Genomic DNA, 21,866 nt, shown 5'->3' with positions numbered 1-21,866 from the left:
ATAGGTGAATCTCAAGCGCAGCAGCGCCCTGCTCGGTGTGTTGGCCGCGGCCGGTGCCCTGACTCTGTCCGCCTGTGGCAGTGACAACAACAGCACCGCCAACGGCGGCGCCAAGATCGACGTCGCGTGTGGCGGGAAGACCTCGCTGAAGGCCAGCGGCTCGACCGCCCAGAAGAACGCGATGGACCGCTTCGTTGCCGCCTACCAGGCGAACTGCAGCGGCGCCAAGCTGGACTACACCGGCTCGGGCTCCGGCGCCGGCGTGAACGAATTCATCGGCAACCAGACCGATTTCGCCGGTTCGGACTCGCCGCTGTCCGCCGACAAGGGCGAGACCGACAAGGCCGCCGCCCGCTGCGGCAGCCCGGCCTGGAACCTGCCGGCCGTCTTCGGCCCGATCGCCGTCGCGTACAACATCCCCGGCATGGACGACCTGGTCCTGGACCCGCCGACCCTCGCCAAGATCTTCTCCGGTGACATCACCACCTGGAACGACCCGCAGATCAAGGCCCTGAACACCAACAAGGCCGACAAGCTGCCATCGGACAAGATCGGCGTGATCTTCCGCTCCGACGAGTCGGGCACCACCGACAACTTCCAGAAGTACCTGACCGCCGCCGGTGGCTACACCAAGGGCGCGGGCAAGGCCTTCAACGGTGGCGTCGGTGAGGGCGCCAAGGGTTCGGACGGCACCTCGGGCGCGGTCGCGAACACCAAGTTCACCATCACCTACACCGAGTGGTCCTTCGCCAAGGCGCAGAAGCTGTCCACCGTGCGCGTGCTGACCACCGCCACCTCCAACGACCCGAAGCCGGTCGAGCTGACCGCCGAGTCCGCGGGCAAGGCCGTCGACGCCGCCAAGGTCGCCGGTCAGGGCAACGACCTGGTGCTGGACAACAGCTCGATCTACAAGCCCACCACCGCGGGCGCGTACCCGATCATGCTGGCCACCTACGAGATCGTCTGCTCGAAGTACAGCGACGCCGACACCGCCAAGGCCGTCAAGGCGTTCCTGACCTCGGCGGTCGGCAACGGCCAGACCGGTCTCGCCGACGCCGGCTACGTGCCGCTGCCGGACGCGTTCAAGACCAAGCTGACGACCGCGATCAACGCCATTCAGTGATCGCCTGATCGAAAAACCACGATGACCGTGCACGACGAAGCTGCATCCTCGGGCCTGTCCGTTTCGACCGACCCGAGGGATGACCGTGCCCAACTGCCGGGGGATACTGCGCTGATGCCGACCGAACCCAGCACCAAACCGGCCGCGGGGCGCGGCGCACCCACGAAGTTCGGCGCGGAGTTCGCCTTCCGCTCGGCGGCCACGGCCGCCGGCGGGATCATCGTCGCCGCCATCGCCCTGATCGCACTGTTCCTGCTGATCCGGGCGTGGCCCTCGATCATGGCGAACAAGGCGAACTTCTTCACCACCACCGAGTTCAACGTCAAGGACGAGAACAACCTGCGCTTCGGCATCAAGGACCTGTTCATGGTCACGGTGCTGAGCTCGGTGTTCGCGCTGGCGATCGCCGTGCCGATCGGTGTGGGCATCGCGCTGTTCCTGACGCAGTATTCGCCGAAGGCGCTCGCGCGACCGTTCTCGATCATCGTGGATCTGCTGGCGGCCGTGCCGTCGATCGTGTTCGGTCTCTGGGGTCTCCTGGTCGTGGCCCCCAAGCTGGGGCCCTTCCAGGACTTCCTGAACAAGAATCTGAACTGGTTGTTCCTGTTCTCCGACGGCAATGTCAGCATCGCCGGTGGCGGCACCATCTTCACCGCCGGTGTGGTGCTGGCGGTGATGATCCTGCCGATCATCACCTCCGTCAGCCGTGAGGTCTTCGGCCTCACCCCGCGCTCGCAGATCGAGGCGGCGCAGGCGCTGGGCGCCACCAAGTGGGAAGTGGTGCGCCTGACCGTGCTGCCGTTCGGCCGCTCGGGCGTGATCGCCGGTTCCATGCTCGGCCTCGGTCGCGCGCTCGGTGAGACCATCGCGGTCCTGATCGTGCTGCGCACCTCGACCAAGGCCGGCCACTGGTCGCTGTTCGACGGCGGCTACACCTTCGCCTCCAAGATCGCCTCGGCCGCTTCGGAATTCAGCTCGAAGCTGCCGACCGGCGCCTACATCGCCGCCGGTTTCGTGTTGTTCGCTCTGACGTTCGTCGTCAACGCACTGGCTCGGCTGGCGGCCGGCGGGAAGGTCAACGGATGACCACCACACTCGACAAGCCGATCAAGGCGCCGACCTTCCGGCATGTCAGCGTCGCCCGCCGGCTCAAGAACAATGTCGCCACCGGCCTGGTCTGGCTGTGCTTCGGCCTGGCCCTGGTGCCGCTGCTCTGGGTGCTGTACGTGGTGATGCAGAAGGGCGCGAAGGCCGTCGCCAATATCGACTGGTGGACCAAGTCGCAGAACGGTGTGCTGCCCGATCAGCACGCCGGCGGTGTCTACCACGCCATCTACGGCACCATCGTGCAGTCGGGCATCGCCGCGATCATCGCGGTGCCGCTCGGCATCATGGCCGCCGTCTTCCTGGTCGAGTACGGCCGGGGCTGGCTGGCCAAGACCACCACCTTCATGGTGGACATCCTGGCCGGTGTGCCCTCGATCGTGGCCGCGCTGTTCATCTTCGCGCTGTGGATCGCCACCTTCGGCAACCCGCAGAGCGCCTTCGCGGTGTCGCTGGCCCTGGTGCTGCTCATGCTGCCGGTGGTGGTGCGCAGCACCGAGGAGATGCTCAAGCTGGTTCCGGACGAATTGCGGGAAGCCTCTTACGCTCTCGGCATTCCGAAGTGGAAAACCATTGTGCGGATCGTGATTCCGACCGCCGCGCCGGGCATGATCTCGGGCATGCTGCTGGCCGTCGCCCGCGTCATGGGTGAGACCGCGCCGGTGCTGGTGCTGGTGGGTTACTCGAAGGCCATCAACTTCGATGTCTTCAACGGCAATATGGCCTCGCTTCCGCTGCTGATGTACCAGGAACTGTCGAATCCGGAGCCCGCCGGCCGCGAGCGCATCTGGGGTGCGGCGCTGACCCTGATCCTGATCATCGCGCTGCTGTACCTCGCCGCCGCGGCGGTCAACAAGCTGCTGACGCGGAACCGATAGAAGGAAAGACTGATGGCCAAGCGAATTGACGTCAAAGACCTCAATATCTACTACGGCAAGTTCCATGCGGTCGCCAATGTCGGGCTGACGGTGCTGCCGCGCAGCGTGACCGCGTTCATCGGTCCGTCCGGTTGTGGCAAGTCGACCGTGCTGCGCGCGCTCAACCGCATGCACGAGGTGACCCCGGAGGCCCGCGTCGAGGGCGCGGTGCTGCTCGACGGCGAGGACATCTACGGCGCCCAGGTCGATCCGGTCGGCGTGCGCCGCACCATCGGCATGGTGTTCCAGCGGCCGAACCCGTTCCCCACCATGTCGATTCGCGACAATGTGGTGGCGGGCCTGAAGCTGCAGGGCATTCGCAACAAGTCCCAGCTGGACGAGGTGGCCGAGCAGTCGCTGCGCGGCGCGAACCTCTGGAACGAGGTCAAGGACCGCCTCGACAAGCCGGGCGGTGGCCTGTCCGGTGGTCAGCAGCAGCGTCTGTGCATCGCCCGCGCCATCGCGGTGTCGCCGGACGTGCTGCTCATGGACGAGCCGTGTTCGGCGCTGGACCCCATCTCCACGCTCGCGATCGAGGATCTGATCACCGAGCTGAAGAAGGAGTTCACCATCGTCATCGTCACCCACAACATGCAGCAGGCCGCGCGTGTGAGTGACCAGACCGCCTTCTTCAATCTGGAGGCGCAGGGCAAGCCGGGCAAACTCATCGAGATCGACGAGACGGAGAAGATCTTCTCCAACCCGTCGCAGAAGCAGACCGAGGACTACATCTCGGGTCGCTTCGGCTAAAAACAGACCTTCCGGCGTTCACGGCCCCTGTCATCTGGCAGGGGCCGTTCCGTTTGTGCAGGTGGGGAGGTGTAAGCGGCCGCTGTGTGGCGTCGGTCATATGGCCTGCCGATGATTGTGTGCAACCGTTAGTAACAGTTAGTCTGACCCTGTTGGTAAACCGATCGGTTTAGTAAGGAGGTGTCGGATGACCGTCTCAACGGCGAGCCCGGGATCCGGACAGGCCGCGGCGGAACTGCCGCAGCGGGCCAAGGTGGCTGCCCTGATCGCCATCTGTCTCGCGGAATTGCTGGTGGTCCTGGACAACACGCTGGTCAATGTGGCCCTGCCGTCCATGGCCGTGCAGCTGCAGGCCGACATGAGCGGCCTGCAATGGATCGTGGACGCGTTCACCCTGGCCTTCTCCGGCCTGCTGCTCGCCATGGGACACCTCGGCGACCGGTTCGGGCGACGGCTGTTCATGATCATCGGACTCAGCGGCGTCGCGGTCATGTCCGCTGCCGGCGCACTCTCCTCCGGCCTCGGACAGGTCATCGCGGCGCGCGCCGGCATGGGCGTGTTCGCGGCCGTGGTCTTCCCGGCCACGCTGGCGCTCATCACCAATATCTTCACCGCGGCCCGCGAGCGCGCCGCCGCCATCGCGCTGTGGACGGCCATGGCCGGCATCGCCGTCGCCATCGGCCCGACCGTCGGTGGCTGGCTGCTCGAGTACTTCTCCTGGCACTCGGTGTTCTGGATCAATGTCCCCGTGGCGCTGGCGGGTATCGGGGCGGTGCTGGCCACCGTGCCGGAATCCCGTGCCGACCAGGTGGATCGGCTCGACCGCATCGGCATCCTGCTGTCCCTGGCCGGGGTGACCGCGCTGGTGTGGTCCATCATCGAGGCCCCCAAGCACGGCTGGTTCGCGACCGAAAGCCTTGCGGGCTACCTGCTTTCGATCGCCCTGCTGGCCGCGTTCGTGGGCTGGGAGCTGCGGGTGCCCGCGCCGGTGCTGAACATGCGGCTGTTCCGCAATCGCCGCTTCGCGCTGCCGTCGCTGGCGATCACGGTGTCCTACTTCTCGGCATTCGGCTTCCTGTTCCTGATCACCCAGTACTTCCAGGGCGTGAAGGAGCTCTCGCCGCTCGAATTCGGCATCCACTCACTGCCTTTCGCGGTGGCGGTGGGCTTCGGCGCACCCATCGCGACCATGCTGGCGCAGCGGGTGGGCACCACGGCCATGCTGGTGTCCGGGCTGCTGATCCTGGCGGTGGCCATGTACATCGCGGGCCGGACCACCGTCGAAACCCCTTATCTGGGACCGGTTGTGGTGTCCATGATCCTGATGGGCCTGGGCTTCGCGGTGGTGCAGGGGCCGGCGACCGAATCCATCATGGGCGCGGTGCCGCTCGAGGAGGCGGGGGCGGGCTCGGCGGTCAACGACACCACGCGTGAAGTGGGCGGCGCGCTCGGGGTGGCCCTGCTGGGCTCGATCATGACCTCGGTCTACGCCGGGAAGATCGGCGGCCGGATCGACGCGATTCCCGCGCAGATCATGAACGCGCAGCAGAAGGAACTGGCGGGCAATACGCCCATCAGCATCATCGGGATCGTGAAGGCGCCGGTGAATCCGCTGCTGGCGCAGGCGAAGGCGGATCTGATCCATGCCATGAAGGTCGCGGCCATGCAGGGCGCCGAGGCCGCATCCTATGTCGCGGTCGGCACCCTGGTGGTGTGCGCGGTCATCGTGGCCGCGACGCTCCCGTGGCGCCCCGAACGGGGCCGATCGATCCTGATGGGCTGGCGCGAGTCCGGCGAGGACTGACCCGCACCGAAACGAGGGAGTTCCGGGGTCGCCCCGGAACTCCCTCGTTCGTCGTCCTAGATGCTTTCCTTCTCGGAGTCCGGGTCGGGCGGCAGCACGCCGGTGACCAGGAACACCACGCGACGCCCGATCTCGACGGCGTGGTCGGCGAAGCGCTCGTAGTAGCGGCCCAGCAGCGCCACATCCACGGCCGCCGCCACGCCGAACTGCCAGTCGCGGTCCATGATCAGCGTGAACAGGTGCTTGCGCAGGTCGTCCATCGCCTCGTCGTCGTCGGTGAGCTTGGCGGCCCGCTCGGGATCGCGGGACTCCAGCACCTCCTTGGCGGTGGCACCCATCTTGACCGCGACCCGGCCCATCTCGGCGAAGTAGCTGTTGACGGCCTCCGGCACGGCGTGCGCCGGGAAGCGCCGCCGGGTCATCTTGGCCACGTGCAGCGCCAGCACGCCCATCCGGTTCACATCGGCGACGATCTGAATCGCGCTGACCACCTGCCGCAGATCACCGGCGACGGGGGCCTGCAGGGCCAGCAGCGCGAAGGCCTTCTCCTCGGCCAGCTGGATCATCTCGGCGATGCGGTCGTATTCGGTGATCACCTGCTCCGCGAGCTCGAGATCGGCACTGAGCAGGGACTGGGTGGCCCGCTCCATCGCCGATCCGGCGAGCCCGGCCATGCCGCCGAGCAGATCGGCGAGCTCGGCCATTTGTTCGTTGTAGATGACACGCATGACTCAAGACATTAGTGTGCACCGCTGACCAAGTCACCAACTGCGGGTTAACCGTCGGTAGCGGTCGGTTCCAGCGCCGATGCCGCAGTTGTGGCCAGTGGGACGCGCGGTCACTTACACAGGTCGTCGGCGGCGTTGACGTGCTCGAGATCGGACGGAAGTGTGACCGGAGCCGCACTGGGTCCGCCGGAGTCGCTCGGCGTGTCGGGCAGCGGCTGCCCGAAGGCGGTGGGCGCTTTCACAGTGCCGGTGAAATCGGAACCTGCGACCACTTCGACAATGCTGCCCAGCCCGCCCGCCGGTTCCAGGATGGCGCCCGGAATGGCGCTGGCCACCGTCCCGGCCTCGGCCTCGTGGCCGCTGGAATAGCGGACCTTGGTCCTGGGCGAGGTGCCGTCGGCGTAGTTGCCGGTGCTGTAGATCTGGAAGCCCTGCGCGGCCAGCTTGGTCGCCGTGGTGCTCGCGATGCCCGCCTGGCCGGAGCCGTTGGACACCTGCACCGAGAAGGTGCTCGGATCCACCGCGGCCAGCTTGGGCTTGGCCGCGGGCGCGGCACTGGCGCTGGGCGGGGGGTCGGTCTTCTTCTCGCCGGGCAGCGGCTGGTCGTCGATGACGGCGCGGAAGATGGCCTTGATATCCGATTCGCGCGGGATCTCGTTGCCGTAGGAGGTGGTGCCCGCGGTGGGGACGGTCAGGAAGGTGATGGCCCCGGCCTGCATCTTCTGCATCGAACGGCCCAGTGTCAGCAGGTCTTTGGTGGTGACGTTGTCCATGAAGGAGTGCTTGGCGAAGGCATCGATGAAGCCGTTGAGCTTGCCCGGATCGAAGAGCACCTTGCTCGACAGCGCACTGCGCAGCAGCGACGACAGGAACCGCTGCTGCCGGTTGATGCGGTCGTAGTCGCTGCGCTCCTCGCCGTACACGTGCCGGGCGCGCACGTAGTCCAGTGCGGTGGAGCCGTTCACGACCTGCTTGCCCGGCGTGGTGAGCACGGTGCCGAGGATCTCGTCGACCAGCGGCTTGGTGGTGCACACCTCGACGCCGCCGACCACGTCGACCATGGATTCGAAGCCGGAGAAGTCGATGCCGACGAAGTGGTTGATCTTCAGGCCGGACAGTTTGGTGATCACCTTGGTCAGGCACTTGGGCCCGCCGAGGGCGTAGGTGGCGTTGAGCTTGTCGCCGTCGGCGGCGGGGAACTTCTCGCCGCTGTAGGCGGCCTTGTCGTTGTCCCAGCCCTCGCAGACCGGGCGGGAGACGTCCAGGTCGCGGGGGAAGGAGACGGCGACCACGCGGGCCCGGTTGGCCGGGATGTTGACCAGCATGACGGTGTCGGAGCGCGCGCCCTCGGCGTCGTCGACGCTGCCCGCGCCGAGGCTGCCGTTGGCGCCCGCACGGGTGTCGGTGCCGACGATGAGGAAGTTCTCGTCACCGGTCTGGCCGTCGGCGTCGACGACGTCGGGTGAGTTGTCGTCGAGTGCGGAAACCTGCTGGAAATTGTTGTCCTTGGCGCGCAGGTAGCTCCAGCCGGTGCCGGTCACGATGAGCGCGATGACGGCGACGAGGGCGAGCGTGGCACGGCCGGCCAGCTGCAGCCGCCGGTTGCGGCGGCGGCGCGTGCTCGAAACCCATTTGGCCGGTGCGGGTCCCACGGCGGCCGGGAGCGCGGTGGTCGGATAATCGGCGGGCGACTCGACCTTTCGCGCGAGCAGCGCCCGGGTGCGGGCGGCCGCGCCGGGTGCGGCCGGTGGCGGCGCGGTATCGGTGACCGGGGGTAGTTCCACGGTGACCGGATCCGCGGTCGGGTCGGCCGGGCGCGCACCGCGATTGCCGGGTGCGTTCGCGACCCGGCGCAGGTGGCTGGTGTCGCGCACGGTGCGCTGGGACCCGGTGTTCGCCGCGGGCTGCGCGCCGGTCGAGGCCGCCGGCTGTGATCCGGTGGCGGGCACGGGAGCCGGTGGGGCTGCCGGTTGCGGCGGCACGGGTGCCGAGCCGTTCGGCCCGGGGGTTTCGCGGCTCGCCTCGGCCGCGGGCTCGTTCGGAGTCTCCGGTTCGGCGCGGCGCCGGCGTCGGGTCTGGCGTTCGCTGTCCACGCGCTCGACCAGGTCCTGGACCGAAATGGGTGCGGCGGCAGCGGGTTCGGCGTCGTCGGTGTGGCGGGAGCGGCGGCCGGTGCGCGCCGGATCGTCCCCGTCCGCGGGGTAGCGCTCCCAGGGGGCGCGACCTCCGGGTCGTGGCGTACGCCCGTACCGATCGTCACCCACCAACGAACCTCACTTTGCTTCTGATGCCGAGGGCCATGATAACGATTTCGCCACGACGGACCACTCGAACATATGTCCACCGCAGGTGAGGACGGTTTTTCCGCTTTTGTCGGGTATGTCGCACACCCGGGTGGGCACGCTTCGCAAAGTGTGCCAGGGCATCGCCACAACGCCCGGGAGCTGCGCCGGGCGGTGATCGGATCGAACTCGAAACAGGGAGCGATCAGCCGCCGCTGTAGCTGACTCAGCCGCCGCTGTGCATGACGTCGGCCGCGGTGGGCACGGTCGCGTCCTCGGGATCGTCGAGCCAGCCGTCGGGGAGGGCCACCTTGGTCTGCGGGGAACCCTGGCGTCCGCGCGGGCCGAGCGCGTCGGCCGGGAACGGCACGTCCGGCTCCAGCTGACCGACCAGATCCGCGATCTGCGCCAGGCTGGTCACGGTGGCGAACTGCCGGCGCAGCGCCGACCCCACCGGGAAGCCCATCAGGTACCAGGCCATGTGCTTGCGGATATCGCGCATGGCCTTGTCTTCGCCGTCGTGCTCGACGAGCAGCGCGGCGTGCCGGTAGAGGATCTCGCCGACCTTGCCGAGGGTCGGGCCCTCCGGAATCGGCTCGCCGCGCAGGGCGGCGCTCAGCTCCGCGAACAGCCAGGGCCGGCCCAGGCAGCCGCGACCCACGACCACGCCATCGCAGCCGGTCTCGGCCATCATGCGCAGGGCGTCGTCGGCGGTGAAGATATCGCCGTTGCCCAGCACCGGGATGCTGGTCACGGTCTCCTTGAGCCGGGCGATGGCGGACCAGTCCGCCTGCCCGGAGTACAGCTGCGCGGCCGTGCGGGCGTGCAGCGAAACCGCCGCGGCGCCTTCGGCTTCGGCGATGCGGCCGGTGTCGAGGTAGGTGTGGTGCTCGTCGTCGATGCCGATGCGGAACTTGAAGGTGACCGGCACATCGCCTGCGGCCGTGACCATTTCGCGCACGATCTCGCGGAACAGCCGCCGCTTGTAGGGCAGCGCCGACCCGCCGCCGAGGCGGGTGACCTTGCGCACCGGGCAGCCCAGGTTCATGTCGATGTGGTCGGCCCAGCCTTCGCCGACAACGATGCGCACCGCCTCGCCGAGGGTCTTGGGGTCGACGCCGTAGAGCTGCATGGACCGCGGCGACTCGTCCGGCCCGAACGCCATCATGTTCAGCGTCTTCTCGTTGCGCTCCACGATGGCGCGGGCGGTGATCATCTCGCACACGTACAGCGAAGTGGCGCTGCCGAATTCGCGGCACAGGGTGCGGAAGGCGACATTGGTGATGCCCGCCATCGGGGCCAGCACGACCGGCGGATCGAGCGGGTAGGGCCCGATCCGCAGCTCGGTCTTGGGGGCTTCGAGCGAGGCAGTCACGTCGTCCAGTCTCTCATCCGCGCGCTCGCGGCCAGAGCCGCGTACCGCCCGCAGTGCCCCCGGTCACACGGGTCACCACATGCGCAGGCCGCGGCGGCGCACCACGGCGACCGCGAGCACCGTGCCGACCAGCCACACCGCGAGCCCGACCCCGAGGTGGATCGCACTGCGCAGATCGCCCGGCATCGAGCGGCTCAGGTGGTGGCCGAGGATGGCGCGCTGCTCGCCGTCGATCGGCGCGACGAAGTAGTAGAGCCCGTACGGCAGGACCAGGTGGGTCAGCCAGGGCAGCGTGCTGCGCCAGTCCCGGCGCGCGGCCCAGCGCTGCCCGAGCGCGCGGGGCGGCACCGCGAGCAGCGCCGACACGATATTGCCCACCCCGAGCCAGGCCAGGATCGGCAGCGCCACATCGGCGACCGAAACCCCGGCCCGCTGCATCGGATGCGCGCTGGTCTTGGCGGTGAGCACGGCCGTGGCCAGCAGCGTCGGCAGTCCCACGATGATCAGCAGTGCGAGGTTCTTCACCAGCAGGATGCGCTGCACCGGCACCCCGGCGGCCAGGCTCAGCCGGGTCCGGTCGGCGTCCACGCCGAGCACATTCGTGGTGGTGACGTCGGCGAGCACGAAGGTCGCGAAGTAGACGCCGACCAGCACCACCCAGCCGTGCTTGTGCAGGGTGAGCGGCGAGATCAGCAGAAAGAGCCCGGACAGCACCACATTCGCGCCGATGCCCTCGAGCCACAGCGCAGGCGGGGTGAACGACCAGCGCACCTCGCCCGCGACCTGCCGCCACAGCGGCCGTCCGGGCTCGATCGGGCTGGGGGCGGGATGGCGGCGCTCGGTGTGGAACTGGGTGAGCGCGCGTTCCCGCACGGCCAGCAGGGTGCCGCGCATCGGTTCAGTCCAACGAGTCGACAAAGTCACCTATCCGGGCGGCCACGGCGCCGGGCAGCCGTCGTGGCAGATGGTGGCCACCCCCACTGATCAGATCGATTCGGGCACAGGGCAACTGCTCGCACAGTGTGTGGGAGGTGGAGATCGGCACGACCTTATCGGCGGGGTCGGCGAGGATCAAGGCCGGCACGAGGATGTCGGCGAGCCGCGCCATCCACCGGTCCAGCGTGTCGAACATTTCGCGCTGTTCGGTTAGGAAACTGCGCCACACCGGACCGTGCCGGTGGTGCACGCCGGCGAGCAGCGCGAGCGCGGTCCCGGCGGCGGTCCCGGCCGGGCTGTGGTCGAGGCCCTTGCGCGCCAGCCACGGCAGCACCGACCACGCGGTCAATGCCAGTGCGGTGCCGGCGTACGGCGCGGCGAGCAGTTCGTCCCAGGCGGTCAGGCAGCCGGGGCCCACGCTGGAGACCAGTACCAGTCCGCGCACCCGGTGCGGCGCGAGCGTCGCGGCCGCCAGCGCGACCGCCCCGCCGTACGAATGTCCGGCCAGGACGGCACTGTCGATGCCCTCGTGGTCGAGCCGGTCGAGCAGCCAGCGGGCATTGTCCTCGATGGATCCCGCCGGTTCCGGATTGTCACCGTATCCGGGGCGGTCCAAGGCCAGCGCGGTGAGCGATCCGGGCAGCCGGGCGGTGACCGCGTCCCAGTCGGACCGATCGCCCGGTTGCCCGTGCAGCAGCACCACATTCGCCGTGCGGACCCGGGTGTCGAGGCTCATGCAGTCATGATCGGGCCCGCAGACCTGGACCCGGCTGCGGAATCCCGGTGAGCTTGCTGTGAGTCGCGCGCAGGGCGCGAAACGGCCCCTCCGGATCGAAATCCGGAGGGGCCGTGTCTGATTCGCTCGGAGGGTCCGGGCCGCAGCCCGCAGTCGCTAGCTGCCGGTGGCGGCCAGCTCCTTCTCGCGCTTGGCGGCCTCGCGGGCCAGCATGCGGTCGCGCTGCTCCTCGAACTTCACGACGTCCTTGCCCAGCTTCTCGAGGAAGGTGCCCAGGCGCTCCCGGATCTCCTCGCCGCGCGCGGTGAAGTCGTCGCGCTCGAAGATCCGCCACTTCTTGAGCACCGGGTTCACCACCTCTTCGAGGTGCTGGCGCAGGTCGTAGATGCCGTGCTTGGCCATCAGCACGCCGTTGCGGCGGAAGTTGGGCATGCCGGCGCCTGGCATCTGGAAGTTCTCCAGGATGAGGGTGATGGCCTCGAGGGTCTGGTCGGGCGACAGGTCGAGGGCAGCACCGCACATGTTGCGGTAGAAGATCATGTGCAGGTTCTCGTCGGCGGCGATGCGCTGCAGCATGCGGTCGGCGATCGGGTCGTCGCAGACGCGGCCGGTGTTGCGGTGCGAGACGCGGGTGGCCAGCTCCTGGAAGGTCACGTACGCGACCGAGTAGAGGAAGCCGGCATTGTTCGACAGCTGCTCGAGTTCCTCGGTGGGCGAGGCGAACCCGTTGGTCATGTGGATCATGCGGGCCTGCTCGAGGGCGACCGGGTCGACGCCGCGGGTCACGACCAGGTAGTCGCGCATGACGATGCCGTGCCGGTTCTCCTCGGCGGTCCAGCGACCGACCCAGGTGCCCCAGGCCCCGTCCTGGGAGAAGTTCTCGGCGATCTCACGGTGGTAGGAGGGCAGATTGTCCTCGGTGAGCAGATTGGTGATCATGGCCGCCTTGGCGACCTCGCTCAGTTTCGACTGTTCCGGATCCCAGTCGACACCACCCATGGCGGCGAAGTTTCGACCTTCGTCCCACGGCACGTAGTCGTGCGGGTGCCATTCCTTGGCCAGGGAGAGGTGGCGATTGACGTTCTCCTCGGCAACCGGCTCCAACTCCGTCAGCAGCTCGAGTTGAGTCAGATCCTTTGCCATACGTGTGCCCTTCGTGTCGTGCGTCGTGCTGTCGTACCCTCGCCGGCCTGCCGCCGCGCCCATACCTTACGTGACCGTAGGGTGATGTGAAACTCACATGTGCGCCATTGCGGCGTAGGTGAGAGATGTCATATGACAAGCGGCCCACAGCGACGGGTGTATCGCCGCGGGCCGTGGTTCGTTAGCCGCGCATCCGGTCGAGATGCCCGATTACTTCTTACCCAGTAGCCCGCCCAGCACGTTGCCGAGCACACTGCCCGCGTTCTGGCCGACCGCCTTGCCGAGTATGTCGCCCAGACCGCCGCCACTGTTTCCACCGGTGGCGCCGCCGAGCAGACTGCCGAGCAGATCGCCGATCCCGCCGCCGGACTGGCCGGCCCCGCCGTCGCCTCCGCCCAGGGCCTTCTTGCCGAGGTAGGCCAGCACGATCGGCGCGAGCATGGGGAGCAGCTTGCCCATCAGGTCCTGGCTGATGTTGTTGCCGCCGACATTACCGAGAGCGCTGATCACCGTGCTCTTCTCGGCGCCGAAGGTCTGATCGACGATCTGGCTGCCGTTGGAGACGTCCACCTGATCCATGTCGACACCGCCGTCGAGCAGGCCGTGCGGCTGGCCGGCGACTTCGTTCTCCAGGTTCAGTCCGACCTCGGGGTTGCCGGCCTGTGCCTGGAAGCCGCCGAGTAGCACGGGGACGGCCGCATCGATCGCCGTCTTCGCGGTCGCCTCGTCGACGCCGAGCCTCTCGGCGATCTGCGCGACCGGGACATTGGAGAGCAGGTCATCGAAGGAATTCATGAACTCCGCCTGTGGTGATGGTTCCCGGGAAAAGCTCTGCTCCGGTCACGGTAGGTGAACTCCGGGCAGATTGCTACAGATTCGCGGATGTGGCGGGGGCCCGGAGGTATCGTTCCGGGCCCCTCGCATGGGAGTGCCCCCACCAGGGCTCGAACCTGGGACCTGCGGATTAAAAGTCCGTCCCCACCGGCTCCTATCAAATCCCTGGACACGCGTCAACATCCGTGACACGGAATGTCTTCTGTACAGCTAATTTGTAGGAGTTTCGGATCTTACTTACGTGACATGAGAGTACACGCCGATACACCTGCTTGCCCCATATGTGCCCCACTCCGATCGCAGATTTGCCCCACGCCGGGGCTTCCGATGGGTTAGTTCCGGATCTGATCTAGCAGCCAACTGCGCTTCGTCGGCCGGTCCGGAAATTCGTCAAGCTTGGCCTGCACAGTGTCGACAGCGCGCTGAATCTGCACAAGGCTACGCGGCGGTAGGTCTGTGAGCGAGGCGGCGAGTGGCGTGGCGACGACACCGACAGCGCCAGCGTCGATCGACTCTCGGATTCGGCGCGACGAGCCGTCCCACGTTGCGAATTCGGGTGCAGCGTGCCGGATCTCGGTGATTTCAGCCAACGAGATCTTGGCGAGCTTCCCGCCGGATGGCAGATGGCCTGTACTGCGGGCACTGGCAGCAAGTTCGGCGTCAAACGTACTGCCGAACATCGGATGGCTGTAGATCGTTGATCCAGTCGGCAACGCCTCCAGAAACTGTGCAGCGGCTAATCGAGTGTCAGCCTGCAGCACTGCCATTGGCCTGACGTGACGATCGGCGGCGGTCGCGAGGTCATCGGCAGACCAGGAACAGGCGAGTAGTCGGCCAGGGCCGACCGCCTCCAGCCAGATATCGAGGATGGCAGTGCGCTCGGTTCTAGTTAGCTCACCGCCTGCCGTTGTCGAGCCATTGATTAGGAAGAAGTCAACCCACCCAGCAGCGGCTGCCGATGCATGACGGCGTGTAGCCGCCATATCCGGCGTTCCGTCTGGATGTACGAGGTGCATCGTAGGAACGACGATGGAGGACTTGGCGGCGTGAACTGCGTCAACGATCTGGCCAGCAGCCCGATCAGGCCCGACTGACGCTGTATCGATTCGCACGTCCGCGAGAGGGAGTCTTGGAGTTGCATCCCAAGCTGCCAGGCGCTCAGTGACGTCATCAGTACCTCGGGCAGCCGCTCGTGATGCGGTGACATCACGCGGGCACCATAGTTCGACTACGACCCACCGAGTCGACGGTGCCGCAGCCTGCAATGCGTCTATAGCCTCCGGCTGACCGACGTGTAGGACCGGAATCTGGTCTTCACCGAACATCCTGTTCAGCTCAGCTCGATCAATGATGTAGGTCGAGCCATATCGACTGTTCGAATAGATGACTTCACCTGCGGATAACAGATGGTCGAGGTCGTCGGGTGAGGCCATCCGGTATCCCGCTGTGCGGCCGGCGCCGACCTTCATGCGGTGGTAGTGGCGGAACTCTTTACCGAACGGGGCGAGTGCGGCCGTCACGGTGTCCTTGCCCGCCGCGGGCGGGCCGTACATTGCGATCGCGATGTCCATGCTCAGCCCTGAAGGGGCTTGAGTAGTTCCTGCGCCTGCTCTCGCAGAGGCAGCGAATCGGGGTCATTCGCGATGATGGTGTGCTGCCAGGGGGGCTCGAAAGTGATGTCGAGGCCGCGCACGTACTCGTCCCAGTTGGCGAGCTTCCCACTGTCTCGGGCCGCGCCGCGACGGGTGATGTACGAGTGCATCGAATCTGGCTGGCATCGGATCCAGACCACTTCCATGTCAGCGCCAATCGAGTCCAACTCGGCAGCGGTGCGGCGGAACCATGCTTCGGACCTGAACTCCTCGATGTACGGAGCAGTGGTGATGACGGATACTCCGCAGCCGACGTTCTCCCGAACTGCCGCGGCAAGGCACTCGTATTCAGCAGGCCGTACGTGATTCAGGTAGATCGGTGATTCGCGGTCGGCGACGGTGCTGCCTAGCTGCACGAGGGCTGTGTCGACCACCGCCCTGGTGATGGTGTCCTTGTCGAGCATTGCCCAACCTGTCATTTTCGCCAGGATCCGGCCGAACTCCGTCTTTCCACTACCTGCGTAGCCGCCGACGTAGATCACCTGAGGCCGTCCTCGCCGTGGGCGCGGGACTCCAGGAGTGGCGGTGTCGCTGACCATCCGCCCGGAGCGTGGTCGGCTAACAATCAGCCCTTCCTCCTCGAGGATGGCCATCGCGTCGTTGATCGGCGCAACGCTCACGCCGAATTGCTCGGCCAGTACGCGCGTGCTTGGCAACTTTTGGCCTGGTCGCAACCGACCAGATTCGATCTCGTTGCGGATCTCGCGCGCGATCTGACGGTGCTTCGCGTCGCCGGTGATGTCCACGTAGCCCTCCTGTCTCTGTCGTGGTCAACCGAACCTATCAGTTGATACCTGTGCAACCCATCTGGGTTGGGCGAACCTGCGGTAAACGCCCGTTTGTGATGAAAAACGCACGAATGTCTAGACATCAGACGACATCAGATCTAACATTGAAGACATCAGATACACGATCTGATGTCGTACTGATTTGACAGAGGAGTGGGATTCATGAGCAGACGGAACGGTTCATTCGGTGCACGTAAGACGCTGATCAGCCTTCGTGACGCGGCCGACTTGGCCGGCGGAGTTCATCCCCGAACCATTCGCCGTTGGGTCGACAGCGGTCTGCTGGAGGGCTTCCAGGTCGGTCCGCGACTGATCAAGGTCGATCGTGACCAGGTTCTCGCGCTGGTCCGCCCCCTGAACGAGACCGGGATCGGTGCCTGATGCGCGACTACATGGGCAATCACGTGTCGCAGGTTGACAAGCACGGGTACGCGGTCGGCGTTGACGCGATTCGCATGAGTACGTCGGTGTGGGGCTCGTTTCGGGTGCGCTACGCCGAGAGCGTCGACAAGGTCTGTGTAGAGGTTGAGGACGAACACCCCGGCCGCGGTCGCATGTCGATGCAGTTGACGCTGGAACAGGCGATGCTGCTGCGTGACCTGGTGGACGCCGGTATTGCCGATGCGCTGGCCGCGCAGGCGATTACGGAGCCTGTTTCGGTTGCGCCTGAGCATGATTCGGCGACCGATGCCGGGGCGGTGGCGTGATGAACCGGCTGACCTTGTTGCCGTTCGTTTTCGTCGCCATCGTGATCGCCTTCTACGCCGCGCCCGGATTCGTCTTCAGCGTGATCGTCAGCGCGTTTCTGATCGTGTTCGGTGTGCGGTGGTTCGTTCGGGTCGCCAGCCGTCCCCGCCCGAGGGGGATGGGGCGATGATCGAGCCGGTTGTTCGTACGGATGTGGCGGTGGTGCGCGGCATCGGGTTCGGGATGGCGTTGCTGCCGTTGGGCTTTCGGTTGATTCTGCTGGCCGGGGCGCTGCTGGTGGCGATGGCCGGATGCACCGGTGCGTGGGTCCAGCAGCAGCACTATCGGCCCTCGCCGAACGTCTGCCGCGCCGATGAGGTTGGTGTCCGCACCGACTGCATCCCCCGCGCGCAGCTCACCCCGGTGCCCGATCAGGCGGGGGCTCAGCGATGAGCGAGGGCATTCCGACCTACCAATGGCGCACCGCGCCAGCGCATCTGCGGACTCGTCGCCAGCTTGCTGCCGAGGGTTTGCGCCCGAATGGGCAGGACATCGCGGGCAAGTTGCCGTATCGGCGGCGTGGGCGTGAGTACGTGGCGCACCTCTTCGACATTGGCAAGAGCGCGCCGAAGCGGCCCGCGACCGAGGCCCAGCTGGCGGCTCTGGCGAAAGCGACCCGTGAGCACCAGCTGCGAGCCGCTGAGCGCCACGGTGTCGACCGCAGCGAGTTCGACGAAGCCGCCGAGCAGGACTCGGGATGGGGCGCATCCACCAGTGCTCTCGCGGGATACGCGGGCACGGGCAACGCCCTGGCCGATGCGATGGCCCGCGGTGCTGAACGGGAAGGGATGGACCGATGAGCATTCGATTCTCGCCGCGCGACATGGTGGTGCTGACGATCCTCGCCGAGATGTACGGGGCGCCACTGGATCTGGTGGTGACCATGCTGGGCGTGAGCCGGTCGCGGGCCTACCGGATCGTGGCGAAGTGGCAGAACGCCCACATGATCAGCGCCAACCGCGTGCGGCCGGTGCCCGGATCGGCGTGGGTGTACCCGACGAAGTCGGCGTGCGAAGCACTGCTGGACAGGTCGGTGCGCTACTGGGTGCCGACCCCGAAGATGGCCGCGCACACCAAGGCCGTGTTGCAGCTGCGCCTGGCGCTAACCGGGATGGATCTGGACCGCTGGATCTCCGAGCGTGCTTTGCGGGCCGAGGTCGGGCTGGTGGCCGCCGGGCAGGCCCGCCCGCACATCCACGATGGCCGCTACCTCACCAGCACAGGCGAACTGTGGGCGGTCGAGGTCGAGCTGACCGCGAAAAGCATTGCGGCAGCCCGGTCTTCGGTGTTCCAAGCCTTGCATGTTGCCAAGCAGGCGGACTGCGCGGGGCTTACCTACTACTGCCGCGGGGACGCGGTGAAGAACGTGATCCGGACTGCGGCGGCGGGCCTGGATGTGTCTGCGGGGCCGAAGTTGACCCTGCTCGATCTGGACGAGTTCCTGGCCAAGCGACAGGCCGAACCGTCTTCTCCCGCTGCGCGACCCGGGCTCCGGGTGATCGCGGGCGGCGCCGCTGATCACGAAACCACCCAGGTCACGAACCAGGACGAAGGAAAGGCGGTCGGATCATGACCTGCACTCCGATGATTACCCCCGACGACTGCGGACCCACCGCGACACCTACTGCCGATCCCGTGCCGGCACCGCAGACGACGGAACAGCCCGGCATCCATGTGCATCCGGAGATGCCGCCGATCGGGATCAAGCACGACCCGCTGGGCTGGCTGCCGGACTTCTCCGCCTGGCACTGGGACAGCGTCGGCCAGCACGCCCTCCTGGGCGCTGCGTGTCTGGTGACGGTCCTGGCTGGCATGGTCGCGATCGTGGCCCCGGCGACGCTGCTGGGCTGGAAACCGGCCAGGCTGCGGAACTGGATGTTCGCATCGGTGCTGGCGATGCCCGGCGCTGCCGCGCTGTGGGCGTGGGACGTGTTCGCCCCGGTCCACGACTTCGGGCAGGCCGCACACGAATGGCTGGCTGGCCAGTTCGTGGGCGGGATGTTCGGGATGGCTCCGCTGCTGATCCCGGCGGCGTGGATGCTCGCGACGCTGTTCTACACGAACCGGCGGGTGCAGCTGGCCACGGTCGGGCTCAAGAGCCCGGCGCGGACCGAGCGGGCGTTGTATGTCCAGGCGCAACGTGAGCAGCGGGCCGCGGCTCGACTCTCGCGTCGGCGCCTGCCGTACACGACCGGTGGTCTGAACCCGGAGCTGGTGATCGGGCGGCTGTCGCTGGAAACCGACCAGGCTCCGCCGTCGAGCACGATGCGAGCCCTGATGGGCCGCAACGAGACTCGCCTGATTCTGCCGTGGATCAACGTGGCCGAGCACATGACCACAGTTGCTTCCAGCGGTTCTGGCAAGACGACGCTGATGCTGCGGGTGCTGTTCAGCTGGTTCGTGACCACGTGGACGCGGCATCGGCAGTGGTGGCGCCACGACCGGCCCGGCCGCCCGCTGGTCATCGTGGTGGACTGCAACGGCGGCCCGGAGTCGCGCAAGACCGCCGCCAAGATGCGGAAGTGGTTCTCCGCGTTGGGCGTTCGTCCCGACCGGATCGGCGTCTTCCCCGATGATGTCTCGCTGACCATGTGGCCGCGGTCGGACTTCGATGCGTTGCCGGTCAAGGTCCAGCGGGTGATCGTGGACGATCTGCGGTCGGTGCTCTCGGCGATGGTCTCCGGTGGTTCGACGCCGACGACCGACACCGAGAAGTACTTCCACGAGATCCGCGAGACCCTCATCCATTTGATCGTGGACGCCCCGGCACGGGTCGATCTGATCAATGGCGTGCCGACGCCGGTCGGGCACAACCCGCCGCGCAGCTGGCTGGAGTTCTTGTCCCGCTTCGATGTGGAGAAGCTGTCGAGGCTGTGGGGCGGCGAGGCCGGGGTGGTTCCGTGGGCGGGCGTGATGGGCGTGGACATGGAGATCGCGTCCACGATCGACGGCAAACAGCCCGTCATGAACAGCGCGCGAGCCGAATTCGCGAACCTGTACCGGTCACTCGGGTCCGCGTTCGACGGTGACAAGGAGCTGACCGACTTCGATCTGATCTACATCGTGCTCGAAGGTGTGAAAACTCCTGATCGGGCGCGATCGCAGTTCGGTGCGCTGGGAACGATGTTGGAGCAGCTGGCCGACAAGCAGCACGGCCGCGCCTCGTTCATGGTGGTCGACGAGTACTCGGCGGTCTCCGACGGCAAGACCCGCGCGGTGAAATGGGTCGAGCGACTCCGCAAGGCCGGCATCGGATCGTGGTGGATCGCGCAGTCCTGGCAGGGCCTGGGCCACGACGACGACAACCGTGCGGCCCTGGTCGCCGCGGCGTCGGGCGGCAGCCTGCTTGGGCGTTCCACCGACCCGGAAACCCTGTCCAAGGTCTACGGCACCCGCCCGAAATTCGAGCACAGCCGCAAGCTGATCGGCGGCAACCGCCACGGCGACGAGGGCAACGTCCAGCCTTCGGACCAATTTCTGCTGCCCCCGAACCGTATGCGCGCCATGACCAAGGGCGATGTCGTGCAGGTCTCCGGTGGTCGCGCCCGCTGGGGCCGGGTGAGCCCGCTCGATGACAGCGAGCTCAAGCGTGTGCGCCCGCTGCCGGGCATCTCCGATTTCGCCGAACCCGAGACCGCCGGCGCCGACCAGCTGGCCCCGGTCATTGATCTGAACAAGCGCCGTCCGGCCTGAAACCCACTGCACCAGAAGGAGTTATGACCATGTCTTCCCCGAAACCGATCGAGCCCGAGGACCACGGCGAGGAGCTGGGCGGGCGTAGCGCCGCCGAGCAGGCGCACGAGCAGCAGATCTTGGAAGCGCTCACCGCCGACATGCAAGGCAGCGCCGCCGCGCAGCTGGCCGCGCAGATGGTGCCGGTCGTCCCGGACGGCGGAACGGTCGGCCGCACCGTCGCCCCGCACGTCTCCCGGCTCACGAAAACCCGCGAGAGTCTGCGGATCTGGGGCCCGGCCGTCGCAGCCACGCTCGCGGCGACCACCGCGGTTGCGGTACTGCCACTGCCCGGGCCGCTGTCGCTGTACGTGCTGGCGTTGGCGGCGTTCGCGTGGTGGCACTGCGCCGGGCGCCCCGGACCCGTCGACTCGGTGCGCATGCTCGCTGGCGTTGCCGTCGAGAACTACGCCGGGCTCCGTGAGCGGGTGACCCGCCTGTCCGAGCGGCGTGGCGTCTACGAGGCCCGCCGCACCTCCACCGACCCCGGACCGCAGTAGCGGATCCGGTCCCTCAATGACACCGATTGGAAGGAAAACGCCATGAACAACAACGACTTCCGCGCCGCCGCACTCGGCATCACGGGCGGGGTGATCGCGACTTTCGCGACCATCACGTTTCTCGACAACGACATCGATACCCGGATCCTCGACGCCATCGCCCGCTGGCGGATGACCCCGGGCGAGCGCGACGAATACGACCGGATCCGCCGCGGCCAGGCCGAGACGCACGCCGCCGAGGCCCGCAAGACCGAGGAGGAACAGGCCGAGATCCGCGCCAAGTTCCGCCCCGACTTGCTCAGTGTGCAGGGCAAATTCGTCGTGCAGATGCCCTTGTCGGAGCTGTCGATCCGCGACCTGATCAGCGAAATCCGCTACGCCAAGACCCGCAAGCGCGCGGAGATCGCCGATGGCGACGGCACGTACGTGTTCGGCGAGGCCGAAGTATGGGGCCCGCAGGTCGATGCCCTGCGCAGCGAATTCCAGAGCCGCCACATCGAGGACATGTCGCTGCTGGACCGCACCCGCTACAACGCTGCCTGCAAGTACGTGAGCAGCCACCGAGACGAATGGCCGCCTGTGCCGGCGCGCGGCACCACGACCGCCGACGTGGCACAGACCGTCGCCGCGGGCGAGCCGTCGACGTCGTACGTGTCGTACCCGGATTTCTCCGGCCCCGCTGCCCTGGCCGACACCACCACTGAGGAGTAGAAAC

The 21,866-nt window shown here is 67.1% G+C and carries 23 protein-coding genes; 14 read left to right on the top strand and 9 right to left on the bottom strand.

Annotated features, from left to right (window positions below):
* The first annotated feature begins 4 nt into the window (after positions 1-4).
* The 5 genes from pstS to ACFXIV_RS05930 all read left to right on the top strand — a co-directional run bounded on the left by pstS (position 5) and on the right by ACFXIV_RS05930 (position 5,698).
* Positions 5-1,123 carry a phosphate ABC transporter substrate-binding protein PstS gene (pstS, locus tag ACFXIV_RS05950; RefSeq protein ID WP_379397985.1) on the top strand — a complete coding sequence of 373 codons (1,119 nt, stop codon included), beginning with the start codon at positions 5-7 and terminating at the stop codon, positions 1,121-1,123.
* Between the two features lie 114 nt (positions 1,124-1,237).
* On the top strand, positions 1,238-2,209 hold the full coding sequence (pstC, locus tag ACFXIV_RS05945) for a phosphate ABC transporter permease subunit PstC (RefSeq protein ID WP_356998922.1): 972 nt from the start codon (positions 1,238-1,240) through the stop codon (positions 2,207-2,209).
* Positions 2,206-3,105: a phosphate ABC transporter permease PstA gene (pstA, locus tag ACFXIV_RS05940; protein ID WP_379397983.1), complete on the top strand. Its 900-nt coding sequence runs from the start codon at positions 2,206-2,208 to the stop codon at positions 3,103-3,105. Before pstC ends, pstA begins: the two co-directional genes overlap by 4 nt.
* A gap of 12 nt (positions 3,106-3,117) precedes the next feature.
* The gene (gene pstB / locus ACFXIV_RS05935; RefSeq protein WP_040854892.1) at positions 3,118-3,894 is read left to right on the top strand and encodes a phosphate ABC transporter ATP-binding protein PstB; all 777 of its coding nucleotides are present in this window, start codon (positions 3,118-3,120) and stop codon (positions 3,892-3,894) included.
* A gap of 187 nt (positions 3,895-4,081) precedes the next feature.
* On the top strand, positions 4,082-5,698 hold the full coding sequence (locus ACFXIV_RS05930) for an MFS transporter (protein ID WP_379397981.1): 1,617 nt from the start codon (positions 4,082-4,084) through the stop codon (positions 5,696-5,698).
* Positions 5,699-5,754: 56 nt separating this feature from the next.
* Here the strand turns inward: ACFXIV_RS05930 and phoU are convergent, their stop codons facing one another.
* From phoU to ACFXIV_RS05885, 9 genes are all read right to left on the bottom strand, one after another.
* A complete protein-coding gene (gene phoU / locus ACFXIV_RS05925) occupies positions 5,755-6,426 on the bottom strand; it encodes a phosphate signaling complex protein PhoU (protein WP_379397979.1) in 672 nt (223 codons plus the stop codon).
* A 110-nt stretch (positions 6,427-6,536) separates the two neighbouring features.
* Positions 6,537-8,690 (bottom strand): LCP family protein, encoded by a 2,154-nt coding sequence (locus ACFXIV_RS05920; protein WP_379397977.1) that lies wholly within the window; start codon positions 8,688-8,690, stop codon positions 6,537-6,539.
* A gap of 244 nt (positions 8,691-8,934) precedes the next feature.
* Positions 8,935-10,083: a tRNA dihydrouridine synthase DusB gene (dusB, locus tag ACFXIV_RS05915; protein WP_379397975.1), complete on the bottom strand. Its 1,149-nt coding sequence runs from the start codon at positions 10,081-10,083 to the stop codon at positions 8,935-8,937.
* 72 nt (positions 10,084-10,155) lie between these two features.
* Complete coding sequence (locus tag ACFXIV_RS05910; protein WP_379397973.1) at positions 10,156-10,977, bottom strand: hypothetical protein; 822 nt, start codon at positions 10,975-10,977, stop codon at positions 10,156-10,158.
* Between the two features lie 4 nt (positions 10,978-10,981).
* A complete protein-coding gene (locus ACFXIV_RS05905) occupies positions 10,982-11,755 on the bottom strand; it encodes an alpha/beta fold hydrolase (protein ID WP_379397971.1) in 774 nt (257 codons plus the stop codon).
* Between the two features lie 156 nt (positions 11,756-11,911).
* Positions 11,912-12,898 carry an acyl-ACP desaturase gene (locus tag ACFXIV_RS05900; RefSeq protein WP_354830944.1) on the bottom strand — a complete coding sequence of 329 codons (987 nt, stop codon included), beginning with the start codon at positions 12,896-12,898 and terminating at the stop codon, positions 11,912-11,914.
* Between the two features lie 210 nt (positions 12,899-13,108).
* Positions 13,109-13,693 (bottom strand): DUF937 domain-containing protein, encoded by a 585-nt coding sequence (locus tag ACFXIV_RS05895; protein ID WP_379397969.1) that lies wholly within the window; start codon positions 13,691-13,693, stop codon positions 13,109-13,111.
* Between the two features lie 371 nt (positions 13,694-14,064).
* Positions 14,065-15,303, bottom strand: coding sequence for a hypothetical protein (locus tag ACFXIV_RS05890; protein ID WP_379397967.1), 1,239 nt, complete (start codon positions 15,301-15,303; stop codon positions 14,065-14,067).
* 2 nt (positions 15,304-15,305) lie between these two features.
* The gene (locus ACFXIV_RS05885; protein ID WP_379397965.1) at positions 15,306-16,130 is read right to left on the bottom strand and encodes a GntR family transcriptional regulator; all 825 of its coding nucleotides are present in this window, start codon (positions 16,128-16,130) and stop codon (positions 15,306-15,308) included.
* A gap of 204 nt (positions 16,131-16,334) precedes the next feature.
* Here ACFXIV_RS05885 and ACFXIV_RS05880 point away from each other — a divergent pair, with 204 nt between their 5' ends.
* From ACFXIV_RS05880 to ACFXIV_RS05840, 9 genes are read left to right on the top strand one after another with little or no spacing between them, the layout of a single operon-like run.
* Positions 16,335-16,553 (top strand): DNA-binding protein, encoded by a 219-nt coding sequence (locus ACFXIV_RS05880; protein ID WP_379397963.1) that lies wholly within the window; start codon positions 16,335-16,337, stop codon positions 16,551-16,553.
* Positions 16,553-16,879: a hypothetical protein gene (locus tag ACFXIV_RS05875; protein ID WP_379397961.1), complete on the top strand. Its 327-nt coding sequence runs from the start codon at positions 16,553-16,555 to the stop codon at positions 16,877-16,879. Before ACFXIV_RS05880 ends, ACFXIV_RS05875 begins: the two co-directional genes overlap by 1 nt.
* Positions 16,879-17,049 carry a hypothetical protein gene (locus ACFXIV_RS05870; protein WP_379397959.1) on the top strand — a complete coding sequence of 57 codons (171 nt, stop codon included), beginning with the start codon at positions 16,879-16,881 and terminating at the stop codon, positions 17,047-17,049. The genes ACFXIV_RS05875 and ACFXIV_RS05870 overlap by 1 nt, the downstream gene beginning before the upstream one ends.
* Positions 17,046-17,312 carry a hypothetical protein gene (locus ACFXIV_RS05865; RefSeq protein WP_379397957.1) on the top strand — a complete coding sequence of 89 codons (267 nt, stop codon included), beginning with the start codon at positions 17,046-17,048 and terminating at the stop codon, positions 17,310-17,312. The genes ACFXIV_RS05870 and ACFXIV_RS05865 overlap by 4 nt, the downstream gene beginning before the upstream one ends.
* Positions 17,309-17,719 (top strand): RRQRL motif-containing zinc-binding protein, encoded by a 411-nt coding sequence (locus ACFXIV_RS05860; protein ID WP_379397955.1) that lies wholly within the window; start codon positions 17,309-17,311, stop codon positions 17,717-17,719. Before ACFXIV_RS05865 ends, ACFXIV_RS05860 begins: the two co-directional genes overlap by 4 nt.
* The gene (locus ACFXIV_RS05855; protein ID WP_379397953.1) at positions 17,716-18,492 is read left to right on the top strand and encodes a hypothetical protein; all 777 of its coding nucleotides are present in this window, start codon (positions 17,716-17,718) and stop codon (positions 18,490-18,492) included. Before ACFXIV_RS05860 ends, ACFXIV_RS05855 begins: the two co-directional genes overlap by 4 nt.
* Positions 18,489-20,612: a hypothetical protein gene (locus ACFXIV_RS05850; protein ID WP_379397951.1), complete on the top strand. Its 2,124-nt coding sequence runs from the start codon at positions 18,489-18,491 to the stop codon at positions 20,610-20,612. Before ACFXIV_RS05855 ends, ACFXIV_RS05850 begins: the two co-directional genes overlap by 4 nt.
* 29 nt (positions 20,613-20,641) lie before the next feature.
* Positions 20,642-21,151, top strand: coding sequence for a hypothetical protein (locus ACFXIV_RS05845; RefSeq protein WP_379397949.1), 510 nt, complete (start codon positions 20,642-20,644; stop codon positions 21,149-21,151).
* A 42-nt stretch (positions 21,152-21,193) separates the two neighbouring features.
* The gene (locus ACFXIV_RS05840; protein WP_379397947.1) at positions 21,194-21,862 is read left to right on the top strand and encodes a hypothetical protein; all 669 of its coding nucleotides are present in this window, start codon (positions 21,194-21,196) and stop codon (positions 21,860-21,862) included.
* Positions 21,863-21,866 lie beyond the last annotated feature (4 nt).

Origin of the sequence: Nocardia sp. NPDC059236 (genome assembly GCF_042754085.1) — a bacterium.
Lineage (GTDB): Bacteria > Actinomycetota > Actinomycetes > Mycobacteriales > Mycobacteriaceae > Nocardia.
The sequence above is the reverse complement of the archived record's forward strand: the minus strand, read 5'-3'. Positions and strand labels throughout refer to the sequence as shown.